At 65.9% G+C, this 24,170-nt stretch carries 20 protein-coding genes; 4 read left to right on the top strand and 16 right to left on the bottom strand.

Annotated features, from left to right (window positions below; translation table 11 throughout):
• Positions 1-10 precede the first annotated feature (10 nt).
• Together I6I07_RS07530 and I6I07_RS07525 are read left to right on the top strand one after the other, a co-directional pair.
• Positions 11-1,693 (top strand): ABC transporter permease subunit, encoded by a 1,683-nt coding sequence (locus I6I07_RS07530; protein WP_198486196.1) that lies wholly within the window; start codon positions 11-13, stop codon positions 1,691-1,693.
• Between the two features lie 17 nt (positions 1,694-1,710).
• Positions 1,711-2,472: a DeoR/GlpR family DNA-binding transcription regulator gene (locus I6I07_RS07525; RefSeq protein ID WP_006392098.1), complete on the top strand. Its 762-nt coding sequence runs from the start codon at positions 1,711-1,713 to the stop codon at positions 2,470-2,472.
• A 1-nt stretch (position 2,473) separates the two neighbouring features.
• On the opposite strand, the gene I6I07_RS07520 is transcribed toward I6I07_RS07525, so the two are convergent.
• The 4 genes from I6I07_RS07520 to I6I07_RS07505 form a co-directional block, all read right to left on the bottom strand.
• Positions 2,474-3,475, bottom strand: coding sequence for a Bug family tripartite tricarboxylate transporter substrate binding protein (locus I6I07_RS07520; protein WP_198486195.1), 1,002 nt, complete (start codon positions 3,473-3,475; stop codon positions 2,474-2,476).
• Positions 3,476-3,641: 166 nt separating this feature from the next.
• Positions 3,642-5,237: a rhodanese-like domain-containing protein gene (locus I6I07_RS07515; RefSeq protein WP_198486194.1), complete on the bottom strand. Its 1,596-nt coding sequence runs from the start codon at positions 5,235-5,237 to the stop codon at positions 3,642-3,644.
• 2 nt (positions 5,238-5,239) lie between these two features.
• A complete protein-coding gene (metC, locus tag I6I07_RS07510) occupies positions 5,240-6,451 on the bottom strand; it encodes a cystathionine beta-lyase (protein ID WP_198486193.1) in 1,212 nt (403 codons plus the stop codon).
• A gap of 5 nt (positions 6,452-6,456) precedes the next feature.
• Positions 6,457-7,044 (bottom strand): hypothetical protein, encoded by a 588-nt coding sequence (locus I6I07_RS07505; protein WP_269784340.1) that lies wholly within the window; start codon positions 7,042-7,044, stop codon positions 6,457-6,459.
• A gap of 123 nt (positions 7,045-7,167) precedes the next feature.
• Here I6I07_RS07505 and I6I07_RS07500 point away from each other — a divergent pair, with 123 nt between their 5' ends.
• Positions 7,168-8,049 (top strand): LysR substrate-binding domain-containing protein, encoded by an 882-nt coding sequence (locus I6I07_RS07500; protein WP_061072889.1) that lies wholly within the window; start codon positions 7,168-7,170, stop codon positions 8,047-8,049.
• A gap of 48 nt (positions 8,050-8,097) precedes the next feature.
• Here I6I07_RS07500 and I6I07_RS07495 read toward each other — a convergent pair whose 3' ends face one another.
• The 8 genes from I6I07_RS07495 to I6I07_RS07460 all read right to left on the bottom strand — a co-directional run bounded on the left by I6I07_RS07495 (position 8,098) and on the right by I6I07_RS07460 (position 18,246).
• Complete coding sequence (locus I6I07_RS07495; protein ID WP_198486192.1) at positions 8,098-9,102, bottom strand: asparaginase; 1,005 nt, start codon at positions 9,100-9,102, stop codon at positions 8,098-8,100.
• Complete coding sequence (locus I6I07_RS07490; RefSeq protein WP_198486191.1) at positions 9,095-10,012, bottom strand: ParB/RepB/Spo0J family partition protein; 918 nt, start codon at positions 10,010-10,012, stop codon at positions 9,095-9,097. The genes I6I07_RS07495 and I6I07_RS07490 overlap by 8 nt, the downstream gene beginning before the upstream one ends.
• Before the next feature lie 44 nt (positions 10,013-10,056).
• Positions 10,057-10,878, bottom strand: a complete 822-nt coding sequence (locus tag I6I07_RS07485; protein ID WP_198486190.1) for a GNAT family N-acetyltransferase — start codon at positions 10,876-10,878, stop codon at positions 10,057-10,059.
• Between the two features lie 9 nt (positions 10,879-10,887).
• Positions 10,888-11,688, bottom strand: a complete 801-nt coding sequence (locus tag I6I07_RS07480) for a ParA family protein (RefSeq protein ID WP_198486189.1) — start codon at positions 11,686-11,688, stop codon at positions 10,888-10,890.
• Positions 11,685-12,374 carry a 16S rRNA (guanine(527)-N(7))-methyltransferase RsmG gene (gene rsmG, locus I6I07_RS07475; RefSeq protein WP_054430986.1) on the bottom strand — a complete coding sequence of 230 codons (690 nt, stop codon included), beginning with the start codon at positions 12,372-12,374 and terminating at the stop codon, positions 11,685-11,687. The genes I6I07_RS07480 and rsmG overlap by 4 nt, the downstream gene beginning before the upstream one ends.
• Positions 12,371-14,290, bottom strand: coding sequence for a tRNA uridine-5-carboxymethylaminomethyl(34) synthesis enzyme MnmG (gene mnmG / locus I6I07_RS07470; RefSeq protein WP_198486188.1), 1,920 nt, complete (start codon positions 14,288-14,290; stop codon positions 12,371-12,373). The genes rsmG and mnmG overlap by 4 nt, the downstream gene beginning before the upstream one ends.
• Before the next feature lie 2,482 nt (positions 14,291-16,772).
• Positions 16,773-16,979, bottom strand: a complete 207-nt coding sequence (locus tag I6I07_RS07465; RefSeq protein ID WP_006389561.1) for a cold-shock protein — start codon at positions 16,977-16,979, stop codon at positions 16,773-16,775.
• Positions 16,980-17,211: 232 nt separating this feature from the next.
• Entirely contained in the window at positions 17,212-18,246 is a 1,035-nt protein-coding gene (locus tag I6I07_RS07460) for an AbrB family transcriptional regulator (protein ID WP_198486187.1), read from the bottom strand.
• A 115-nt stretch (positions 18,247-18,361) separates the two neighbouring features.
• Here I6I07_RS07460 and I6I07_RS07455 point away from each other — a divergent pair, with 115 nt between their 5' ends.
• Positions 18,362-19,528, top strand: a complete 1,167-nt coding sequence (locus I6I07_RS07455; protein WP_054430992.1) for a pyridoxal phosphate-dependent aminotransferase — start codon at positions 18,362-18,364, stop codon at positions 19,526-19,528.
• 105 nt (positions 19,529-19,633) lie between these two features.
• Here the strand turns inward: I6I07_RS07455 and I6I07_RS07450 are convergent, their stop codons facing one another.
• From I6I07_RS07450 to I6I07_RS07435, 4 genes are all read right to left on the bottom strand, one after another.
• A complete protein-coding gene (locus I6I07_RS07450) occupies positions 19,634-21,160 on the bottom strand; it encodes a tripartite tricarboxylate transporter permease (RefSeq protein ID WP_198486186.1) in 1,527 nt (508 codons plus the stop codon).
• Complete coding sequence (locus I6I07_RS07445; protein WP_198486185.1) at positions 21,157-21,594, bottom strand: tripartite tricarboxylate transporter TctB family protein; 438 nt, start codon at positions 21,592-21,594, stop codon at positions 21,157-21,159. The genes I6I07_RS07450 and I6I07_RS07445 overlap by 4 nt, the downstream gene beginning before the upstream one ends.
• Positions 21,595-21,604: 10 nt before the next feature.
• On the bottom strand, positions 21,605-22,603 hold the full coding sequence (locus I6I07_RS07440) for a Bug family tripartite tricarboxylate transporter substrate binding protein (RefSeq protein ID WP_006392116.1): 999 nt from the start codon (positions 22,601-22,603) through the stop codon (positions 21,605-21,607).
• 113 nt (positions 22,604-22,716) lie between these two features.
• Positions 22,717-24,093, bottom strand: a complete 1,377-nt coding sequence (locus I6I07_RS07435; protein ID WP_232626106.1) for a sensor histidine kinase — start codon at positions 24,091-24,093, stop codon at positions 22,717-22,719.
• Between the last annotated feature and the right edge of the window lie 77 nt (positions 24,094-24,170).

The raw sequence follows: 24,170 nt of genomic DNA, 5'->3' as shown, positions 1-24,170 counted from the left end.
GAGCCATGGCATGAACACGGTTCGTATCGGCGCCGCCACCTCGCCTCGCGCCAACCGCGCGCCGGCCTCCCTGGACCGCCTGCTGCTGTGGACCTGCGTCGGCATCCCGATGGCGGGCCTGGCGCTGTTCTTCCTGTATCCGCTGGCCACGGTCGGCTGGCGCAGCCTGGTGGAAAAGGACGGCGGCATCGGCCTGGGCAATTACGCCGAGGTGTTCGCCACCCGCGGCATCCTGACCGCCACCGCCAACAGCCTGACGATGAGCGCGGCCACCACCGCCGTCAGCCTGCTGCTGGGCTTTGCCATCGCCTTCGGACTGGACCGCAGCCGCATGCGAGGCAAGGCACTGGTCAAGCTCGCGCTGGTGCTGCCGCTGCTGGCGCCATCGCTGGTGCAGGGCTTGGGGCTGATCTTCATCCTCGGGCGCAACGGCCTGGTGCATCGCTGGACCGGGTGGGAGTTCGACATCTACGGCTTCTGGGGCCTGCTGATCTCGAACGTGTTCTATGCCCTGCCCCAGGCCGTGCTGATCCTGCAGGCGGCGCTGCGCAACACCGATGCGCGCTACTACGACGCGGCCGAAGTGATGGGCGCGTCGAGCCTGCGGCAGTTCTTCGACATCACGCTGCCCAACTGCAAGTTCGGCCTGCTCAGCGCGGCGTTCGTGGTGTTCGTCATCACCATCACCGACTTCGGCAACGCCGCCGTGATCGGCGGCAACTATCGCGTGCTGGCCACGGAGATCTACAGCCAGGTGTCGGGCCAGATGAATTTCGGCATGGGCTCGGTGGTCGGCATCCTGCTGCTGCTGCCGTCGCTGATCTCGGTGCAGATCGAACGGGTGGCGTCGCAGCGCCAGTTCGGCGCCGCCTCGCCCAGCGGGCTGCGGGTCACGCCGCAACCGGCGCGCGGCCGCGACCTGGCGTTCACGGCCGGCGTGCTGCTGTGCGCCAGCGCCATCGTGGTGACGGTGGGCACGGTGGTGTTCGCCAGCTTCATGCGGCTGTGGCCGTACCGCATGGAATGGACCTTGAAGCATTACGACATCACCGTCAGCGGCGGCTATGCGCCGCTGTGGACGTCGCTGTACCTGTCGCTGGCGGCCGCGGCCGGCGGCGTGCTGCTGCTGTTCTTCCTGACCTTCGGCGTGTGCCGCATCCCGCGCGCCTGGGCCAAGCTGGTGTATCTGGTGTCGGTGCTGCCGGTCGGCGTGCCGGGGCTGGTGCTGGGGCTGTCGTACATCTTCGCGTTCAACTCGCCCGCCACGCCGCTCTACGCGCTGTACGGCAGCGCCGCGCTGATCGCGCTGTGCAACTTCTACCACTATCACACGCAGGGTTTCCTGACGATGATGACCGGCATGCGCGCCGTGCCGCAGGCGCTGGAGGAAGCGGTGAGCTGCCTGGGCGGCGGCACCTTGCAGGTGCTGCGCGACGCGGTGCTGCCGCAGATCGCCGCGACGGTGCTGGGCGTGTTCTTTTTCCTCTTCATGCGTTCCATGGTGACGCTGTCGGCGGTGATCTTCCTGGTCACGCCGTCGGTCAGCGTCGCGCCGGTTTCCGTACTGCGGCTGGACGAAGCGGGGTTCGTCTCGCAGGCGGCGGCCTATTCGACGCTTATCATGCTGGCCGTGGGCGGTTCGCTGCTGGCGATGCGCGCGTTGATCGCGCTGCCGGCGCGCCGCCGCAAATAGATTAGGAAGCATCCGATATGTGGCAAGAAGAGCGGTATCAGAGAATCCGCGCCCTGCTGTCTTCCCTGCAGCAGGTATCGACCGACCGTATCGTCGGCGAACTGGGGGTATCGCGGGAGACCGTGCGGCGCGATCTGCTGGAGCTGGAAGCGATGGGCGAGCTGCGCCGCGTGCATGGCGGCGCGGTGCCGGTGCACAGCGAGCCGCCGATCACCGAACGCGTGCACACCCGCGTCAAGTACAAGCGCGCCATCGCCCGCGCCGCCGCCGGCCTGGTCAGCAGCGGCCAGACGCTATTCCTGGACGCCGGCAGCACCACCAGCATGCTGGCCGACGAACTGGCCAAACTGAGCGGCCTGACCATCATCACCAATTCGTTCGACGTGGCGCTCAAGGTCGGCGCCGCGGGCAGCGGCGCCAACGAACTGCTCATGCTGGGCGGCTCGGTCGGCGGCCCGGTCTGCGCCACCGCCGGCGACATCACCATCTCCGAGATCCACCGCTACCGCGCCGACGTGGCGCTGCTGTCGCCGGTGGGCGTGGACGCCGAGTGCGGCGCCACCAGCTACGACCTGCGCGAGGCCGAGGTGGCGCGCGCCATGGCGGCCAACGCCAAGCAGCGCATCCTGCTGGCCGACTTCAGCAAGATCGGCCTGTGCAGCCGGGTGTCGTACTGCGAGGTGAACCGCATCGACCACCTGGTGACCAACAGCAACGCGCAGAAGCAGCCCGCCTATGCGGCGGTGAAGGCCGCCGTGGGCAAGCTGCTGGTGGTGTAGTTCAATCCACCGAGACGCCGGCGACCTTGACCATGTCGGCCCAGTACGCGGTGTCCTGCTGCAACCGCTTGCCGAAGGCGTCGGGCGCGCTGCCCACGGGCTGGCTGCCGCCGGCCTGGATCTTGGCGATGACGTTGGGCGACTTCATCGCCTGCGCCACCGCCTGGGCCAGATAGGCGACGCGTTCGGGCGGCGTGCCGGCCGGCGCGAACAGGCCATACCAGTCGTCGGCCGTGATGCCGTCCATGCCGGACTGCCCGAGCGTGGGCGCGCCCTTGAAGATGCCGATGCCGTTCTCATGGCTGAGCGCCAGGATGCGCAGCTTGCCGGCCGCCACCATCGGCTCGGCCGAGGCCGGCGACGTGATCAGCATGTCGACCGTGCCGCCCATCAGGTCGGTAATGGCGGGCGCGGCGCCGCGGTACGGCACGTGCACCAGCTTGACGTTGGCCTTCTGCGACAGCAGCGCCCCCATCAGATGGCTCATGGTGCCGTTGCCGGGCGTGGCGTAGGTGATGACGCCCGGCTGCTTGCGCGCGGCCTCCAGGTAGTCGCCGAGCGATTTGTAGGCGCTTTCGCTGCGCGCCACCAGCACCAGCGGCGCCGAGGTGATCTGCGAGATCGGCACGAAGTCCTTCAGCGGATCGAAGCCCACGTTCTTGTACAGGCGCGGGTTGACCGCCATGACGCTGGTCTGCGACATCACCAGCGTGTAGCCGTCGGGCTTGGCGCGCGAGACCTGCGAGGTGCCGACGTTGCCGCCCGCGCCGGAGCGGTTTTCCACCACCACGCTCTGGCCGATGAGCGTGCCCAGTTCCTGCGCGATGAGACGCGCCACGCCATCATTGCCGCCCCCGGGCGGGAACGGCGACACCACGGTGATCGCCTGCTTCGGATAGTCGGCCAGTGGCGCCGGCGCCTGGGCGTGGGCATTCAGTCCCCACGCCAGGCAGGCCAGGGCCGCGGCGGTCTTGCAGGCATGCTGCAGGTTGAGCTTGTTCATCGGTATTTCCCCTTGTGGTTGGCGGCCGGATGCTCGGCCGTCCATTGCATTTCGGTTCGCCATGAACCGTCCGCGCCCCGCCGGCGAATGCGCCGGGGCGTGCTGATCGGATGAAGCGTTGCGCGCGGCCGCCGTGGCGGCCGCGAGGGTCATTCCGTCCCGGCGGTCACCCGGCCGGGAAGCGGTACGCGGCGCGCTCGCGCGCGTCGATCTGCTTGACCAGGTTGGTTTCCCAGGCGAGGTATTGACGCGCCGCGGCCTTGTTGCCGTCGTGGCGGTCGTGCACGAAAAACAGGTAGTCGATGCAATCGGCATCGGCCGGTTCGGCTGGCGTCGACACCAGCGCCAGGCCGGCCGCCGACCAGCCCGCGGGCGTGCCCAGGTTGGCCTTGATGTCGCGCACGCCGAGCGCGCGCAGGTCCGCCGCGGCCCATGCGGCCACCGCGCGTTCTTCGGCCAGCAGCACCAGCGGACGCGCGGGATCCAGCGCCAGGTCGGCGAAACGCGGCCGCACCGACCAGCGCGTGCCGTCGATGTGCTGCGCGCGATAGCGCATGCTGGAACGGATGTCGAGCAACTGCGCGCCCTGCGCCAGCGCGGCGGCCAGGCCCGCGTCGTCGAGCACCGTCAACGCCGGCTCCGCCACCGGGGCGGCGGGCGCTTGCAGATCGGCGGCCACGCCTTCCCGCAGCACGCTCGCGTCCCACCCCATCTGGCGCAGCCAGCTCGCCACCACCGGCGCGCGCACGCCTTCGCCATCGAACACCACGATGCGCGCGCCGCGCACCGCCAGGTATTGGTCGGTGGCCTGCACCAGCTGGCCGCCAGGTGTGTGCTGCGCGCCGGGCAGCGAGCCGCGCGCGAATTCCTCGGCGCTGCGCACGTCGCACAGGAAAGTGCTGCGGCTGGCATCGTTCAGCCAGGCGCGCACCTGCGCGGCATCCACCTCGGGCACGCCATGACGGCGGGCCAGGCCGGCCGAGCGCTGCGCCAGGTCGGGCAGGTCCGCCGGCGCAACGGCGTCGTCGTAGCGGCGGCTGGCGCCGTGGTCCAGCTTGAAGTCCGCCAGGTACCAGCCCTGGGTGCCGTTCTCCAGCGCGTAGACCGGGTTGGGCACGCCCAGGTTGATGAGCGTCTGCGCGCCGATGATGCTGCGCGTGCGGCCGGCGCAATTGATCACGATGGTGGTGTTGGGGTCGCGCGCCAGCGTGTGGGCGCGCAGCGCCAGCTCGCCGTTCGGGCAGCAGACGCCGCCGGGAATGCTCATCTTCTGGTATTCGCTGTAGGGCCTGCCGTCCAGCACGATCAGGTCATCGCCGCGGCGCTGGCGTTCGGCCAGTTCGGCGGCGCTGATGCGCGGGGTGTGGAAAACTTCCTCGGCCAGTTCGCCGAAAGTCTTGCTCGGCACATTGACGCCGGCGAAGGCGGCGTAGCCATCGCGCTGCCATTGCGCGATGCCGCCGGCGAGGCGATAGACCCGCGTGTAGCCCAGCGCGCGCAAGGCCGTCGCCGCGCGCGCGGCGACGTCATCATCGCCGCCTTCGTCGTAGACCACCACGCGCACGTCGCGGCGCGGCGCCAGGCGCGCGATGTCGGCCTCGAGGCGGCTGAACGGCACGGGCGCCGCATAGAACAGGTGGGACTCGCCGTACTGGCCATGCTCGCGCACGTCCAGCAGCGCAATCTCGCCGCCGTCATGCAGCCAGCCCTTGAGGGTGTGCGAGTCGATATCGGCCAGTTTCAGGTCGGAATGGGAATGCATCGTTAAATCCGCAGGGAATCGGGGGAATGGGAGTTCGGGGCCGTCAGGGCGGGCCGCAATTGGCCGAATGCCTGTTCGAGGTCGGCGATCAGGTCGTCCGGATCCTCCAGCCCGATATGCAGGCGCAGCATGGCGCCATGCGGGGCGACGGGCAGGGATCGGGCCTTGGCCAGATTGACGGGAATCACCAGGCTTTCGAAGCCGCCCCACGAGGCCCCGATGCCGAACAGGCGCAGCGCGTCGATGGCGCGTTCCATGTCGGCGTCAGTGATGCCGGCGGCGAACTCCAGCGTCAGCAGGCCGTTGGCGCCCGTGCATTCGCGCTGCCAGACCGCATGCGCGGGATCGTCGGGCAGGGCCGGGCACAGCACGCGCGCCACGTCCGCCCTGCCCTGCAGCCACTGCGCCACGCGCAAGGCGCTGCGGGCGTGCTGCGCCATGCGCAGCGGCAGCGAACGCATGCCGCGCAGCACCAGGTAGGCGTCGTCGGCGCCGACGGTCTGGCCGAAGTCGATGCTGGCGCGTTCCAGCGCGCGCCAGGCGCGGGCATTGGTCACGACCGCGCCCATCATCACGTCGGCGTGGCCGCCCAGGTACTTGGTGGCGGCAAGGATCGAGATATCCGCGCCCAGCGCCAGCGGCTGGCACAGCAATCCCGACGCCCAGGTGTTATCCACAGCCAGCCAGCAATCGTGGCGCCGCGCCAGGTCGGCAAGCTGCCGCAGGTCTGGCATCTCGTAGGTCAGCGAGCCGGGCGACTCGGCATAGATCATGCGCGTGTTGGGACGCAGCAGCTGCGCCAGGCCGGCGCCGTCCGGCGGATAGAACGTGAATTCGATGCCCAGCCGCGCCAGGTGCTCGGCGCAGAAGCGGCGCACCGGTTCATAGACCGCGTCGGTCACCAGCACGTGGTCGCCGGCGCGCAGATAAGCCAGCAACACGACGGCGATGGCGGCCTGCCCCGTGGGATACAACTGCGCGCGATGGCCCTGCTCCAGCTCGACCAGCGCGTCTTCCAGCGCGTGCGTGCTGTCGGTGCCGCGCGCGCCATACGACGGCAGGCGTTCCTGTTCACGGCGGGCGCGGGTGTCACGCCAGGCCGCGACACTGTCGAACACATAGGTGCTGGCGCGCGTGACCGGGGTGTTGACCCAGCCGGCATGGGGACGCCCGGCGCGCAGCAGGCGCGTCGCGGGCCGCAGGGGCTTGTTCATGATGGTCAGCGGCGGGTCTGCACGCCGATCGGCATGACTTTGCAGGTGCCGGCGGCCAGGTCGAAGGCCAGACGCTCGGTCAGCGTCTCGAGGGCGCGGCCGTACATGTGCAGGTGGCGGATGACGCTGTCGCCCTGGATCTCGACGGCGTGGATGTCGTCGGGCATCAGCGCGATGCCGGCGCCCGGTCCCACCACCACGGTGCCGGTCTTTTCCAGGTGGCCCACGCCCGGCACCGAGCCATCGTCGGTGCGGTCGTAGACGTAGTTGTATTCCACCCCTTCCACGGCGGCGATACAGGCCCAGGTGGTGTGGTTGTGCGGCACGATCTGCTTGCCGGGCCGCATCACGTTCAGGTAGAGCGCGTAGCTCTTGTCGGCGTCTTCGCCGATCAGGTAGCGCGCCTGGCGCTCGCCCTCTTCCGGCGCCGGATAGCGGTCCTGGGCCCACCAGTCGGCATGGCCGGCCAGGCCGATCAGCTCGTCCAGCACGACCTTCAGGCTGTCGCGGTTCAGGCCCTTATTTCCTAAAGTATTTTTAATATTTCCGATGGCGCTGTCGATGCCCTGCTGCTGGGGGTGCGTGGTGCTCACAATGACTTTCCCTCTTGTTTCATGAGTTATTGCAGTCACTGTATCGCCGCACCGGGGCGCCAACAATTTAAATTGCCTTAATATTCCATAAGCATCCCTAATACTTTCGGCCTCGCCGCTCCCATGCGTAATCTCGATCTGGACCTGCTGCGCACGCTGACCGCGATCGCGCGCTACGAAACGTTTTCGGAAGCGGCCAACCGGCTGCACAAGACCCAATCGGCTGTGACGCAGCAGATGCAGCGGCTGGAAGCGGCCATCGGCCTGCCGCTGTTCGAGAAACAGGGGCGCAACAAGGCGTTATCCACGCACGGACGGCGCCTGGTCGAATATGCGCGCCACATGCTGGCCATCAACGATGAAGCGCTGCGCGCGCTGCAGGATGCGCCGCTGGAAGGCGACCTGCGGCTGGGCGCGCCGCTGGACGTGGCCGACACCATCCTGCCGACCCTGCTGACTCATATCGCGCGGTCCGCGCCGCGCGTGAAACTGGAGATCCGCACCGATCGCAGCCCGTTCCTGATGGACGCGTTGCGCGCCGGCGAGCTGGACCTGACCATCTCGACCCGCTTCGACCAGGAATTCGAGGGCGTGGCGCTGCGCACCTCGCCCACCGTGTGGCTGGCCTCGGCCGACTATGTGCATGACATCAACGCGCCGGTGCCGCTGGTGCTGGCCGACGAGCCCAGCATCTTCCGCCGCCTGGCGCTGACCGCGCTGGAGCAGGCGCAGGTGCGCTGGCACACCAACTACGTGGCGCCCAACCTGGTCGGCATCAAGGCCGCGCTGCGCGCGGGCCTGGGCGTGACGGCGCGCAGCGTGGAACTGCTGGCGCCGGAAATGCGGGTGCTGGGGGAAAAGGAAGGCCTGCCGCCCTTGCCGGACGTGACGTACTTCCTGTGGATAAGGCGGGATCTGATCAATCCGCTGACGCGGCAGGTCTACGACATGCTGCGCACCAGCCTGGGATTGGCGCACGGCGCGGACGCGCCGCCCAATCCCTGACGAAGGCGTGCAACGAAAGGGCCCGTTGCGCGCCGCCGTGCGCGGCGCTCAGTAGCGGTCGAAGCAGCGCTGCAGCGCCACGGGTTCGCGCGTGACGCACAAGGCCAGCATCAGCAGGACGCGGGCCTTTTGCGGATTGAGGTCGCCGGCGGCGACGAACCCCAGCACCGCGTCATCCAGTTCGACATCGCGCGCGACGAAACCGCTGCCGGTGCGGCTGGATCGCACCACCGCGACGCCGGCGGCGGCGGCGCGGGTCAGGGCGTCGATGGCCAGGTCGGTGGCGTTGCCATCACCCACGCCCGCCAGCACGATGCCGTCGGCCTGCCGCGCGATGAATTCGATGACATCGCCTTGCAAATCGGCGTGCGCATGGACGATGTCCACGCGCGGCCATCCGGCCTTTTCCAGCAATGCGAGTGAAAACTCGCTTTGTGTGGTGTGCGTGGTGGTGTTGCGCGAATAGAAGCACGGCGTGCCGCCATGCATCACGCCGGCGCGGCCGCGATTGGGCGAGGCAAAGGCGTTGATGCCGGCGCTGGCGATCTTCTGCAGCTCGCGGGCGTAGTGCACGTCTTCGTTCATGACGACCAGCGGCCCGCGGCCGCGCGCGTCGGGGTGGCGCGCCAGCGCCACGGCGTTGTACAGGTTCGCCGGGCCTTCGGCGCCCAGCGCGGTGGCCGGACGCATCGCGCCCACCAGCACCACCGGTTTGTCGTGCTGGATCACCAGGCTGAGGAAGTACGCGGTTTCCTCAAGCGTATCGGTGCCATGCGTGATGACGATGCCGGCCACCGACGGATCGGCGCACAGCGCATCGACACGGCGCGCCAGAGCGAGCCAGACATCGTGCGTCATGTTCTGGCTGCCGACGTTGGCGACCTGTTCGGCGCGGATGTCGGCCAGGCCGGACAGCTGCGGCACCGCCGCCAGCAGGTCGCTCACCGAGAACGAGCCCGACTTGTAGCCGGCGGACGTGGCGTCGGCCTGGGCGCCGGCGATGGTGCCGCCGGTGGCCAGGACCGCGACGACCGGCAATGCCTGCTCAGGCATCGACCACTCCCGACAGGCCTTGCCGTTCAAGCAGCGAATTCAGGTGTTCCCAGCCGTGGAAGTCGATGACGATCTGGCCCTTTTCCTTGGCGCCGACCTTCAGCGCCACGCGCGTGCCCAGATGGTCGGACAGCGCCTCTTCCAGGCGCGTCAGGTCGCGCGAGACGCCGTTGGCCTTCTTCTTGGGCGAGGCGGCGCTCTCGGCTTCCTTGGCAGTCTTGGCGACCAGCTTTTCGGCTTCGCGCACCGACAGGCGGCGCGCGATGATCTGGTTGGCCAGCTGGATCTGCGTGGCGGCGTCCACCGCCAGCAGCGCGCGCGCATGGCCCATGTCGACGTCGCCGGCCAGCAGCATGGTCTGCACCGCGGAAGCCAGGTTCAACAGGCGCAGCAGGTTGCTGGTGGCCGAGCGCGAGCGGCCGATGGCCTGGGCGGCTTGCTCGTGGGTCAGGCCGAATTCGTCCAGCAGGCGGCGCACGCCATGCGCCTCTTCCAGCGGGTTCAGGTCTTCGCGCTGGATGTTCTCGATCAGCGCCATGACGGCCGCGTTTTCGTCGGCGACTTCGCGCACCAGCACCGGCACTTCCTTCAGGCCGGCCAGTTGCGCGGCGCGGAAACGGCGTTCGCCCGCGATGATTTCGTAATGGCCGGGCGTATCGCCCAGCGCGCGCACAAGAATGGGTTGCATGATGCCTTGTGTGCGAATCGACTCGGCCAGCTCGCCCAACGCGCCCTCGTCCATGCGGGTGCGCGGCTGATACTTGCCGGCCCGCATCTTCGAAACAGGCAAGGTGGACGGCAGACCCTCGGGCTTGGCCGGAGCCTTGCCGATATTGTCGATAGCGGGCGCGTCGGCGCCCAGCAAAGCGTCAAGTCCGCGACCCAATCCCTTGGGTTTCTTGGTGGCCATAGTTAAATCCTCTTTCCTTCTGTTTTTGGTATCCCGAGCGGAGCTCAGGCGGCCGCCTGCTCGGCGGGCAGGCGGTACCAATACGCATAACAGTCTTTGAAACCGTAGCGGCCATACAAAGCGCGCGCGGCGGTGTTTTGCGGCTCCACCTGCAGATAGGCCGTGGTGGCGCCGTCTTCGACGCACACGGCCAGCAGATGCTCGACCAACATCGCGGCATGGCCCTTGCGCCGCTGCGCGGGGTCCGTCACGATATCGAACAGCCCCGCGAGATCGCCATCCCGCACGGCCATGCCGCCCGCCACGCATTCGCCGGCGGCGTCGAACGCCAGCACCGGCGAGATATCCACAGCCAGTCCCTCCAGGCGCGACTGATGCTCGGCGACATGCTCGGGCCGGGAATCGCGCATGCGTCCGACCGCCGCCGCGAAGCGGGCAGCGTCCACTGTCCTGAAAAGCAGATCGCCCCGGGCGGCCAGCCTGGGAGCGAGCGGCATGCTCATGACTCGGGTCTCTTCGGTGAGGAGGTAGCCCCGCGACGCCAGTTCGGCATCCAGGGCGAAATCGGGGCCGATGGAGGTCAGGCGCAGCACCATGGGCAAGCCATGGCGCGCGTACAACGTTGAACAATACGCCAGCCGCTCATCGAGCGGACGTGTGGATAACCCCAGCACATTGATGCTGCGTACCCGTTTGGCGGACGACGGCGCGAAACGCACCAGCCAGCCGTCGTAGAGCACCTGCGCGCGCACCGCGGTGGCATTGAGCGCGGCCTCTTCCAGCCGCACGCGCAGCCCGTCCCGCACGTCGACGGGCGGCGTGCGGGTATGGGGGGAGTCCGGGGACAGGCGCGTGACGGCGGACATGCGGGCGGCTTACTTGTTGAGTTCGCGAACGCGCTCGATCATTTCGGCGCCAAAAGAGATGTACGCCTGCGCGCCACGCGAGGCACGGTCGTACACCACGCCGGGCATGCCGTAGCTGGGCGCTTCGGCCAGGCGCACGTTGCGCGGCACCACGGTCTTGAAGACCTTGTCGCCGAAGTGCGATTCGAGCTGCGCCGACACCTGCTGCTGCAGGGTCATGCGCGGATCGAACATCACGCGCAGCAGACCGATGACGCGCAGGTCGTCGTTGATATTGCGGTGCACGCGCTTGATCGTGTTGACCAGGTCGGACAAGCCTTCGAGCGCGAAGTACTCGCACTGCATCGGAATGATGACGCCATGCGCCGCGGCCAGGCCGTTCAGCGTCAGCAGCGACAGCGTCGGCGGGCAATCGATCAGCACGAAGTCGTACTGGCTGCCGACCGTGTCGAGGGCGGCCTTGAGCTGGCGCTCGCGTTCATCCATCTGCACCAGGTCGATCTCGGCGCCGGACAGTTCGCGGTTGGCGGGCAGCACGTCGTAGCCGCCCGACTCGGAGCGCACGCGCGCCTGCTCGATGGTGGCTTCGCCGATCAGCACCTGGTACAGATTCGACTCGAGCGAATTCTTGTCGATGCCGCTGCCCATGGTGGCGTTGCCTTGCGGGTCCAGGTCCACCAGCAGCACGCGTTGCTTGTGCGTGGCCAGCCCGGCCGCCAGATTGATGGCGGTGGTCGTCTTGCCGACACCGCCCTTCTGGTTGGCGATGCAGAAAACGCGGGCGGTCGAGCTGGGGGGTAAGTTCTTCATAGGGTTCCTTGACTGCGGCGCATCCAGATCAGGCAGCGTTCTGCTTGCAGCTCCGGCACACGGAGCGGCTGAATATGGTCGACTTGCCATTCCCCACGCGCATGCAGCGCCTGGATTTCATCATCCGGGACCTTGCCCTTCATGGCGACGAGGGTACCACCGTTGTCCACATGTCTGCCCGCGAGCATCGCAAAATCCTCCAAGGAGGCGAATGCGCGCGACGTCACAATGTTGCAGCCGGCGGGTTCCAGTGTTTCGATGCGCGCGTGGCGCGCCTGCAGGTTGGGCAGCGCCAGCGCGCCGCTCATCTGCCGGACGAATGCGGTTTTCTTTTCAACGGCGTCGATGCAGGTCACCGACCACTCGGGCCGCATGACCGCCAGGACGACGCCAGGCAGTCCGCCGCCGGAGCCGACGTCGTAGACCTTGGCCGGCGTGCCGGGCGCGCCCAGCGCTTCGCTGAACGGTCCCACGGCGGCCAGGCTGTCGAACAGATGCTGCACCAGCATCTGTTGCGGATCGCGGATGGCGGTCAGGTTGTAGGTCCGGTTCCAGCGCTGCATCTGCGCCAGGTAGTCGAGCAGCTTGGCGGCCGCGGCGGCATCCGCCTGCAGTCCGAGTTGCTCGAAGGCATGCGAGAGGCGGCCGGCCATGTCCGCGCCGGCCGGTTGGGGATGGGCGCTCATGCGGCTTGCTTGCGCGAGCCGTAGTGCAGGCGCTTCAGGTGGATCAGGAGCAGCGAGATCGCCGCCGGCGTCACGCCAGAAATACGGGCGGCCTGGCCGATGGTCTCGGGGCGATGCGTCTTGAGTTTCTGGCGCACTTCGAACGACAGGCTGGTCACGGCGTCGTAGTCGACGTCGGCCGGAATCGGCTGCTGTTCGTGCGCGATCTGTTTCTGTACTTCGTCTTGCTGGCGGGCGATGTAGCCGGCGTACTTGACCTGGATCTCGACCTGTTCGGCCAGGACTTCGTCCTCGACCACGCCCGGACCGGCCAGCAGCGTGCCGTCGGTGTTGCGGGCGGCCATCAGCGCTTCATAGGAAACATTGGGCCGTTTCAGCAGGTCTGCAAGTGAGTACTCACGTTCGATCGCCTTGCCCAGCAGCGGTTCGGCCACTTCCAGCGGCAGCACGCGCGGATTGACCCACGACGATTTCAGGCGCTCGACCTCGGCCGCGACGGCGTCGCGCTTGCGGTTGAAGGCATCCCAGCGGGCGTCGTCGACGATGCCGAGCTGGCGGCCGATCTCGGTGAGGCGCAGGTCGGCGTTGTCTTCGCGCAGGCTCAGGCGGTATTCGGCGCGCGAGGTGAACATGCGGTACGGCTCGGTCACGCCGCGGGTGACGAGGTCGTCCACCAGCACACCGAGGTAGGCCTCGTCGCGCCGCGGCGTCCAGGGGTCGCGGCCGAGCGACGACAGGGCGGCGTTGACTCCGGCCAGCAGGCCTTGGGCCGCGGCTTCTTCGTAGCCGGTGGTGCCGTTGATCTGGCCGGCGAAGTACAGACCGGAGATCGCCTTGGTTTCCAGCGTGCTCTTCAATCCACGTGGATCGAAGTAGTCGTATTCGATGGCGTAGCCGGGGCGCAGGATGTGCGCGTTCTCCAGGCCGGGCAAGGAATGGATCAGGTCCAGCTGCACATCGAAAGGCAGGCTGGTGGAAACGCCGTTCGGATAGACCTCGTGCGTGTCCAGCCCTTCGGGCTCCAGGAAGACCTGGTGCGATTCCTTGTCGGCGAAGCGATGGATCTTGTCTTCGATCGACGGGCAGTAGCGCGGGCCAACACCCTCGATGACGCCGCTGTACATCGGCGAGCGGTCCAGGCCGCCGCGGATGATGTCGTGGGTGTGGGCGTTGGTGTGCGTGATCCAGCACGGCAGCTGCCGCGGGTGCATGGCCACGTTGCCCATGTACGAGAACACCGGAATCGGATCCAGGTCGCCCGGCTGCTCTTCCAGGATGCTGTAGTTGATGCTGCGGCCGTCGATGCGCGGCGGCGTGCCGGTCTTCAGACGACCTTGCGGCAACTGCAGTTCCTTGAGGCGCTGCCCCAGCGAAATGGCCGGGGGATCGCCGGCACGGCCGCCGGAATAGTTCTGCAGTCCCACGTGGATCAGGCCGTTCAGGAACGTGCCGGCGGTCAGGACCACCGTTTTCGCCCGGAACTTCAGGCCGACCTGGGTAACGGCGCCGACCACGCGGTCGCCCTCCACCATCAGATCCTCCACCGCCTGCTGGAACAACCAGAGGTTGGGCTGGTTCTCCAGGCGGCCACGGATGGCCTTGCGGTACAGCACCCGGTCCGCCTGCGCGCGGGTAGCGCGCACGGCCGGGCCCTTGGAGCCGTTCAGGATACGAAACTGAATCCCCGCCTCGTCCGTCGCCAGTGCCATGGCACCGCCAAGGGCATCGACTTCTTTGACGAGATGGCCCTTGCCAATCCCGCCGATGGAGGGATTGCAGGACATTTGGCCTAGGGTCTCGATGTTGTGAGTCAGCAGCAGCGTCTGGGCACCAGTACGTGCCGCAGCCAGCGCCGCTTCGGTACCGGCGTGGCCGCCACCGACGACGATGACATCGAATTCGCGGGGATAATCCATGATGGGGAGATAAGAGAGCGTTCGGTGCTCATTATAGAGGCAGGGTGTGCATGTTTCACGTGAAACATGGTTCGGTGCAGCAATGGAGGCAGTAACACTTGCCCTCGTGTGCAGATTGGCAACGAGGAAGGGTGGATCGGCGTTTGAATATGTCGGCATCTGCCGCTGTTAGCGGGTGATGTTTCACGTGGAACACCTGATACCCACGGTGAGTCGGGGCGATGTTTCACGTGAAACATGGCAGACTGCCGGGCCAGTTGCAGTGTCCAATACCGTTCATCAAAGACATCCTGGCCTGAGCTGAGACTAGGCTCTCGTCGCCTGAAGTCTCCCCTGCCCTAGCACTCGCTACATGACTGCCTGATGTTTCACGTGAAACATGTGAGGGGGGGTGAGCCACGTATGAAGGATTTCCAACTCGGCCAGTACGGGGATTCCGGTCAGGCAACTGCCGATGCATCGATAGTCCACCCCTCATCGGTTGCCCTACTTCACCCTCGATAACTGCCAATGTTTCACGTGAAACATCGCTTCATAGCGCACCGTCGGCCAAGGATACATGCCCCCTAGCAAGCTGGCGAACAAAGCTGCAACTCAAAAGACCGGTGCTTTGATTCGATGTTTCACGTGAAACATGCCGCACCTGAACCTTAGATTCGGTGCTCCAACCAGCTACCGGACCGAACACCGATAGCTGTTTCACGTGAAACATAGCGAGAAGCTCATCAATCCCGGGAAACCCATCGCATTGAAAATGCCACGGAAGCAAGCACTTCATCTTCTGGATTCCCCTCAAGCCTGCCCGATAAGGGAGGAACGAGACTCCCGTAGCTCAACGGAGCGGAGCCTGGGTTCATGCAGAAAAAAAGCTTTTTACCACCCCTACCCTACCCCTATCCCCAAAACATCATCATTTTCCTGTTCCACGTGAAACAGCACGTCGATTCAATTCAACTTGCGTGCCCTGAATCTCACAATCTTCACCATCGCATTCGCAGCTATCCGCCTTGAATATCTCCCGTCATTCAGCTGAAACACTAAGCCCCTATGAAAAATCCATCACGTCGATCAACAGCCACAAGTCGGGACCCGCAAGTACATCGCCCGGAAATGGTGTGAATGGAAATCGAGTTCACGCGGAACGCCAGAGCAACGCCAGCCCGCTCGCACTTTATGCACAAAGCCATCCACAGCCATGAACGCCTCCCATGGCCTGGGTTTCACGTGGAACAACTTTGGGGATAACTCGGAGAGGCGACGGACGCAAGAAGTGGAAAATGCGGGCCCGAGGTGACCCGAGGGGGAATTACCCAGATTGCGGAAAGCGCACAAATTCACAACGCGCTACCTGGGAAAGGCAGGCCACAAGCGCGAAATTGCCATGCCTGCAACGTCTGCGATCTGCCCGCCAGGTATACCCGGGACGATACAGAAAGAGGGAGAAAAAACGGTGGAAAAGATTGTGGATAAGCTGCCGCTATCGATTCGATAAGCGCCGCCAAAACCCGAATCCCAAAGTCGCCGCGGAAAAACAAATCTGTCTTTGCTCCGGCCGCGCAGGTGGGACATTGCCGCGACTTCACGGGGAACTTCAAACCCGGTCAAAAGTCCAACCGCGCCTTAAGCGGAAGCCAGCACCTTATTCACATATTTATCCCGTGCCGCCGGTTCGCATCGCGCGGCTGTGCACAAGTCGTGGCAGGACGCTTGATCGGACAATCATCTTGCCCGTCCTGGAAGCTTCGCGCCATCATCCATTCGGCTGACACGCTTCCATCCCCACGGCCAACTCGCCGCCAACTGTGGAAAACTCGTTGGCGGAAAATCCCGGCGAGAATTCGCCTTCACATGAAATCCACAGCCAGGCGGTCCGATGCAAAAGCCGACGACAGCACGCCGCCGGCCGATCCGGAAAACCCGGTTTTCGACTCGCTATCCCCATTTCTATCCACAGGCTGAGCACCCACCTTTTGGCTATCCAAGGTGTCATTCTGTGCATAACCGGGATGGGGATATCTTTGTGAACAACCACGGCGCGAAAGGACAAAAATGCGTCATGACGAGCATCAATGCTTCCCCGCCCGCACCGGATTCAGCGCCGCCATGCATGCGAGAAAACGCCGTAAGCGCCCGGTTTTCCTAGGGAAACACGCTGTTTCTCATGAAGCGCGCCCTGGCAGGAAGGGGCGCAACGATGACATGTGAATCACGATTCCACGTCGATCGATCTTTCCAGAAATTGTGCAAAACTACCTCGCGCAAAAGCGGTGTGCTTCATTACTGCGCAGCGCAATGCACATGCCCGAAAATAATTATCCACAAACTTATCCAACGCTCGAGGATATGTTAGTAATCACTAACATCATGGCGAGAACGGGCCATGGAAACCCACGCCGCAAATGAAACAACGCCCCAGACCGCGAGGTACTGGGGCGTTGTAGCCAGGCCAAGCCTGGCGGACGGGAAATTGGGATTTCCCGATTTAGAGCGGGCGAATTTCGGCCGCTTGAGGTCCTTTCGGACCATCCTTGACTTCGAATTCGACTTCCTGCCCTTCGTTCAGGCTGCGATAGCCGCGGCCCTGGATGGCGGAAAAGTGTGCGAAAACGTCGGTGCCACCGGCATCCGGCGTAATGAAACCGTAACCCTTGTCAGCGTTGAACCACTTGACTTTGCCCTTCTGAGCCATTTTCCTAGCGTCCTGTAATTAACGAAATGCAATGAATCAAGGACGCCGTGAGAACTGAACGACCGGTAGGGATACCTGCGTTGCTGCTGCGTTCTCGCATGCCGCAAAAGCGGCAGAACAAGTCCGCGCGCTGCTTGAATCAACTGCGGAACCAGCATACTCATCCCGCATTACAGACTCATATAGTTGTTTTCCCCAATGTCGTATTTTTCTGACTGGAACGCCAGTACCGCTACGCGGAATTTGCCTGCCGCCGCGCCAGAAACGCGTACATCGGACCCGTCACGATCACCACGAACACCATGCGCGATACGTGGAATGCGGTCACCACCGGCACGCCCAGCTGCAGCACCTTGGCGGTGATCGCCATCTCCGCGATGCCGCCCGGCGTAGTGCCCAGGATCAGCGTCGGCACCGGCGCCGCGGACCACAACGACAACAACGCGCCCAGGCCGAACGCCAGGGCCAACGCGATCACCGTGAACACCGCCACCGCCGCGATGAAGCGCGGCGCCGCGCGGAAAAAGTCCGGCCGATAACGATCCCCCAGCGACCAGCCGATGAAGAGCTGGCCGATCTTCGGCACGAAATCCGGCAACGCCGACAATTCGATGCTGCTGGCCGTCAGGATCATCGCCACCAGCATCGGCCCCAGCACCCACGGATTGGGCAGGCGCAGCTTCATGAAGCACAGGCCGCCAACGCAGGTCAGCGCCACCAGCGCGGCCAGACCGGCACCATGCACGGTTCTGGGCCCGGGCACCGTCGGGTCGATGCCCGCGACACCCCACCACTGGAAAATGAACGGCACCGTCACCACCACCAGCAACACGCGCACGCTGTGCGCCGTCGCCACGCGGTCGATACGGGCGCCATGGCGTTCCGCCAGGCTGGCCATTTCGCTGGCGCCGCCCATGGCCGACGAGAACCACGCCGTCTTGAAATCGGCATCGGTGTAGCGCCGCAGGATGGCCGTGCCGATGAACGCCAGCCCCAGCGCGAACAGCATGCCGACGATGATGGGACCGGCATTGCTACCGATGTGCCCGATCACCTGCGGCGTGAAATACAGGCCCAGCGACGTGCCGATGACCCACTGCCCGGCATTGCGCGCCGGCCGCGGGCAGACCGTGCCGCCGCCCGCGATCCGCACCGCCGCCGTCAGCAGCAACGCGCCCAGCATCCACGGCAACGGCAAATGCATCCACAGCGCCAGCAAGGCGCCCGTCAACGCGATCGCCAGGCCGCCGACGACCCTCCACAACATGTTTTGAACCACGATACCGCCCACGCCAATAAGCTCATGAGAAAACCGAATTATGAGTTAGTGGGATACTTACGAAAACTCTCTTGCACACCCAGCGTTCCACTTCGCGTCCACCATGATCCGATCCAAACTTCCCGACGTCGGCACCACCATCTTCACCGTGATGAGCCGCCTGGCCATCGAGCACAAGGCCATCAACCTGGGCCAGGGCTTTCCGGACTTCGATCCCGATCCCGCGCTGTGCGCGCTGGTCAGCAAGGCCATGGCCGACGGCCATAACCAATATCCCTACATGCCCGGCGTAGCGCCGCTGCGCGAAGCCATCGCCGCCAAGACGCAGGCCCTGTATGGCCGCGCCTACGATCCGGAAACCGAGATCACCGTCACCAGCGGCGCCACCGAGGCGCTGATGGCCACCGTGCTGGCCGCGGTCAACAGCGGCGACGAAGTCGTCGTCATCGAGCCCTGCTACGACTCCTACCTGCCGGCCATCCGCCTGGCCGGCGGCACCGCGGTGCCGGTGCCGCTGCGCGCGCCCACCGCCGAGGATCCTTACTACCGCATCGACTGGCAGCGCGTGCGCGACGCCATCACGTCCAAGACCCGGCTGCTGATGCTGAACTTCCCGCACAACCCCACCGGGGCGGTGCTGGACGACAGCGACCTGGACGCGCTCGAAGCCATCGTGCGCGACACCGGCGTGCTGCTGGTGTCGGACGAGGTCTACGAACACATCGTGTTCGACGGCAAGCCGCACGCCAGCATCGCGCGCCGCCCGCTGCTGGCGGAGCACGCGTTCGTGATCTCGTCGTTCGGCAAGACCTATCACACCACCGGCTGGAAGATCGGCTACTGCTGCGCGCCGCGCCAGCTCAGCGCCGAGCTGCGCAAGGTGCACCAGTTCATGGTGTTCACGGTGCCCTCGCCGATGCAATTCGCGCTGGCCGAATTCATGCGCGATCCCAAGCCCTACCTGGAGCTGCCGGCGTTCTACCAGGCCAAGCGCGACCGCCTGTCGCAAGGCCTGGCCAAGACGCGTTTCAAGCCGCTGCCCAGCCCCGGCACGTTCTTCCTGCTGGCCGACTACAGCGAAATCTCCAAGCAGAACGAAGCGGACTTCGCGCGCGACCTGACGGTGCGCCACGGCGTCACGGTGATTCCCGTTTCGGCCTTCTACCAGAAGCCCGACGCGGCCGAATCGAACCATCGCATCGTGCGCTTCTGCTTCGCCAAGAAAGACGCCACGCTCGATGCCGCGCTGGAGCGCCTGGCACAGGTCTGACGACGCGACGCACGCATCAAGACAACGCGCCCCGATGGGGCGCTTTTCTTTTGTCTCGACCACAAATACGGCGATAAAGAAAGGAGCGCCGCGGCGCGGAACCCGTCACACCGGTTCGGCGGCAACCTTCCTGGCCCGGCGCACGCGGCGCAGGATCTGCGGCACCACCACCACGGCGATCGCGGCGGTCCACAACGTGATGGCGACGGGGCTGGCGAACAGCACCGACACGTTGCCGTCGGTCATCGACAAAGCGCGGCGCAGGTTCTGTTCCATCATGTTGCCCAGCACCACGCCCAGCACCAGCGGCGCCATCGGCACGCCGAACTTGCGCAGGAAGTAGCCGATCGCGCCAATGCCCGTCACCAGCAGCAGATCGAACGTGCCGGCGTTGATGGCATACACGCCGATGTAGCTGATGCACAGGATGCCCGGCACCATCAGCCAGCCCGGCACCGACAGCACCTTCGAGAACAGCCGCACCATCGGCACGTTCATGACGAACAACAGCACGTTGGCCACGAACAGCGACGCGATCAGGCCCCACACCAGTTCCGGCTTGGTGTCGAACAGCACCGGGCCCGGCGTGATGTTGTAGAGCGTCAGCGCCCCCATCATCACCGCGGTGGTGCCCGAGCCCGGCACGCCCAGCGTCAGCATCGGCACGAACGAACCGATCGCCGACGACGTGGCGGCGGCTTCCGGCGCGACCAGGCCGCGCATGTCGCCCTTGCCGAACTTGGCGTCCGGATCCTTGGCTTCGATGATGCGTTTTTCCTGCGAGTAGGCCACGGCCGCGGCCACGCTGGCGCCAGCGCCCGGCAATACGCCGACGCCGAAGCCGACCAGCGCGCTGCGCACCACGCTCCACCAGGTGAAGGCCAATTCCTTCAGGTTGAACAGCTTGCGGCCGCTGGGCTTGACCTCGACGCTGTGGCCCGCCATCACTTTTTCAAGCATCTCCAGCATCTCGCTGACCGCGAACAGCGCGATCACCACGACCACGAAATCGATGCCATCGGCCAGGTGCACGGAGTCGAAGGTATAGCGGTATACGCCCGAGTTCGCATCCACGCCGATGACCGAGATCGACAAGCCGATCATGGCCGCCAGCACACCCTTGATGGGTTGCTTGCCGAGTAGGCTGGTGAGGCAGCAGAAGGCGAAGATCATCAGCACGAAGTACTCGGCCGGACCGAATGCCAAGGCCCATTTGGCCAGCAGCGGCGCCAGCAGGATGATGCCCACCACCGACACGATCGCGCCGAAGAAGGCGGACCACGCCGACAGCGACAACGCGACGTTGGCCAGGCCCTGGCGCGCCAGCGGATAGCCGTCCAGCGTGGTCATGATGGCGCTGGCCTCGCCCGGCACGTTCAGCAGGATCGAGGTGATGCGGCCGCCGTATTCCGCGCCCACGTACACCGCCGCCAGCAGGATCAGCGCGGTCTCGGGCGGCAGGTTCATGGCGAAGGCGATCGGGATCAGCATCGCCACGCCGTTGATGGGCCCCAGGCCCGGCAGCACGCCCACCATGGTGCCGAAGAACGAGCCGATCGCGGCCACCAGGATGTTGTTCCACGACAGCGCGACGCCAAAGCCGATCGACAGATGATCGAGGATTCCGCTCATATCAGGTTCTCCAGCAGACCACCGGGCAGGACCACGTCCAGCACCTTGTCGAACAACACGAAGAAGAAGACGCTCATGACCACGCCGCCGAGCGCGCACTTGGCCCAGCCGCCGCCGAACAGGCGGCCGACGAACACCGTCATCAGCGAGGTCGCGATGATGAAGCCGAGCCACTGGAACAGGAACGCGTAGGCGGCGGCAAACGCCACCATCAGCGCGATGCGGCCGTTGGCGCCGGCGGGGTTGGGTTCGACCGTGTTGCCGCCCTTGTAGGCCAGCCGCAATCCGCACAGGCCGATGATCAGCGCCAGCAGCATCGGGAAGGCGCGCGGCCCCACCGGTTCGTAGGCGAACGGGGCCTCGATGCCCCACCCCGCCCAGGTCATGAAGGCCGCCAGCAGCAACGCCGCGATGCCCAGGATTCGATCGTTCATGATTGGCGGCCTACTTCTTGACCAGGCCGAAGGAGCCGGCCAGTTCAGCGTACTGCTTGACCTGTTGCTTCACGTAGGCGTCCAGGTCGGCGCCCGTCTTGTTGAAGGGGAACAGGCCCTGCTGTTCGCGCAGCTTGGCGAACTCGGGCGCCTCGGTGACGCGGTTGAAGGCGTTGACCCAGAACTGGTAGTCGGCGTCCGACACCTTCGGGCCCACGTAGAAGCCGCGGATGATGGGCCAGACGATGTCGTAGCCCTGCTCTTTCGCGGTCGGCACGGTGCCGAGCTTGCCCGGCAGGCGCTGGTCGTTGAACACCGCCAGCACGCGGATGGGGGCGCCGCCCTCGAGCATGGTGAAGGCTTCCGCGGCGTCGCCCATGTAGGCCTGGATGTGGCCGCCGCGCAGCGCGGTGACGGCCTCGCCGCCGCCTTCGAAGGCCACGAAGCGCATCTTCTTGAAATCGACCCCGGCCGCCTTGGCGGTCAGCGCGGCCTTCATCCAGTCCTGGCTGCCCACGGTGCCGCCGGCGCCCAGCACGATCTTGGTCGGATCCTGCTTGAAGGCCTCCATCAGGCCCTTGAGGTCGGTGTACGGCGAATCGTTGCGCACCACGGCCACGCCGTAGTCGGTGCCGATGGCCGCCAGCCAGCGCACGTCGTCGACGTTGTACTTGCCGAACTTGCCTTGCGCCAGGTTGAGCAGCGAACCACCCGAGAACGCGACGATGGTGCCGGGCTCGTTGGGGTGCTGGGCCACGATGTTGTTGTAGGCCACGGCGCCGATGCCGCCCGGCATGTAGACGATGCGCATGGCGCTCTTGAGCGCCCCGCTCTGCTTGAGGCCTTCGGTGGCCAGGCGGCAGGTCAGGTCGAAACCGCCGCCGGGCTGGGCGGGGGCGATGCACTCGGGGCGGCGCGGCTCGTCGGCGGCATGGGCGGCGCCCAGGGACAGGGTGATCGCGCCGAGGGCCGCGACGGCGGCCAGGCGCAGCTTGAGGCTGGTCTGCATTCTTGCGTCTCCGAATTTATAGGTCTAGGCATGGCTGGCGATCCCGGCGGTGTTCCGCCGGTCCCGGGGTCCAGCGGATGCCACCGTACAAAATCGAAGCTTTCCAAAAGCTTTCAAAAATCGCCGTTTTCTGGGTGCGACGCAACATTCGTGGCCGTTTTCAGGGAAAACACCAGCGAGGCGCGCAGGCCCGGCCCGGGAATCCGGTTCTCCAGCACCAGGCGAGCGCCCAGCAGCTCGGCGATGGTGCCGACGATGGCCAGCCCCAGTCCGGCGCCCGGCTTGTTCTTGCCGGCGGCGCCGCGGCGAAAACGCACGCCGGCGCGGGCGATGTCCTCGGCCGACATGCCGGGACCGTCGTCCTCCACCGTCAGCCAGGCCTGGCCGGGCTGGTTGCGGACCTGCACCGTGACCATGCCCCCGGGGGCGGTGTAGCGGATGGCGTTGTCGACCAGGTTGCTGACCGCCTCCCGCAGCAGCCAGTCGGCGCCGTTGACCACCACCGGACCGGTTTCGGCGTCCAGGCCGATGTCCAGCTGACGGGCGCGGGCGGTCGGCAACAGGCCGCGGATCACCCCGTGGGCCAGTTCGGCCAGGTCGACCGGTTCGGGCGCGAAACCGGCTTCGGGCAGGGAAGCGTCCTTGGCGCGCGCCAGGGCCAGCATCTGGTTGGTGGTGCGTACGGCCCTGTCCAACCCCTCCTGCATCGCCAGAAGGGCTGTACGGACCTCCTGGGGGCATGTTTCGCGCAAGGCATACGCGGTCTGGGTCCGCAAGACCGACAGCGGCGTACGCAACTGATGCGAGGCGTCGTCCAGGAACTGGCTCTGGACCCTCGCCTGAGCCGCGTAGCGGGCCATGTGGAGGTTTACGGCCGCGACCAGGGGTAGGACCTCCCCTGGCATCTCCGACGCGCTGACGGGGCTTAAATCGTCCGCAGAGCGCCTTTCCACTTCCTGCTTCAGGCGCTGCAGGGGACGCAGGGCCATGAAAACCCCCAGGACGATCACCAGGACGCTGATCAGGATCACGGCCAGGTCGCGCTCGACCGAGCGCACCAGCACCTGGTGCAGGAACGCCTGGCGGCTCTGCAGCCCCTCGGCGACCTGCACGATAACCCGTCCCCCTTTGTTCGCATAGAGCGGCGGATCCATCGTCCGCGCCAGCGCGGCGACCCGTACCGGGGTGCCCAGGTAGGTCGCGTAGAAAAACTGGGCCTCGCCGGATTCCAGCGGCTGGGTCGGCATGGGCAGCCCGGGATGGCCGATTTCGGCCAGCCCGTCCTCGGTGGCCACGCGGTAGAACACGCTGCCATTGGCCGTCAGCTCGAAAAATTCCAGCATCAGGTAGGGCTGTTCCATGGCTAATCCACCGCTGGCTGTGGATATGTTGTGGTCGATCGCGCGCAGCGCGCCAGCGAGCGACCGGTCATAGGCGATATCGACCTGGTTTCGCAGCTGGTGGTTGGACAGCCAGAGCGCGCCGACCATCACCAGCACCAGGGTCGGGATCAACCACCAGAGCAACTGCGTTTTCAGGGTCCGGTTGCGGCTTTTTTTCCTGGAAA

It is taken from the genome of Achromobacter deleyi (assembly GCF_016127315.1).
Classification (GTDB): domain Bacteria; phylum Pseudomonadota; class Gammaproteobacteria; order Burkholderiales; family Burkholderiaceae_B; genus Achromobacter; species Achromobacter insuavis_A.
Note: the sequence above shows the minus strand (reverse complement) of the source record. Positions and strands in the feature narration are given on the sequence as shown.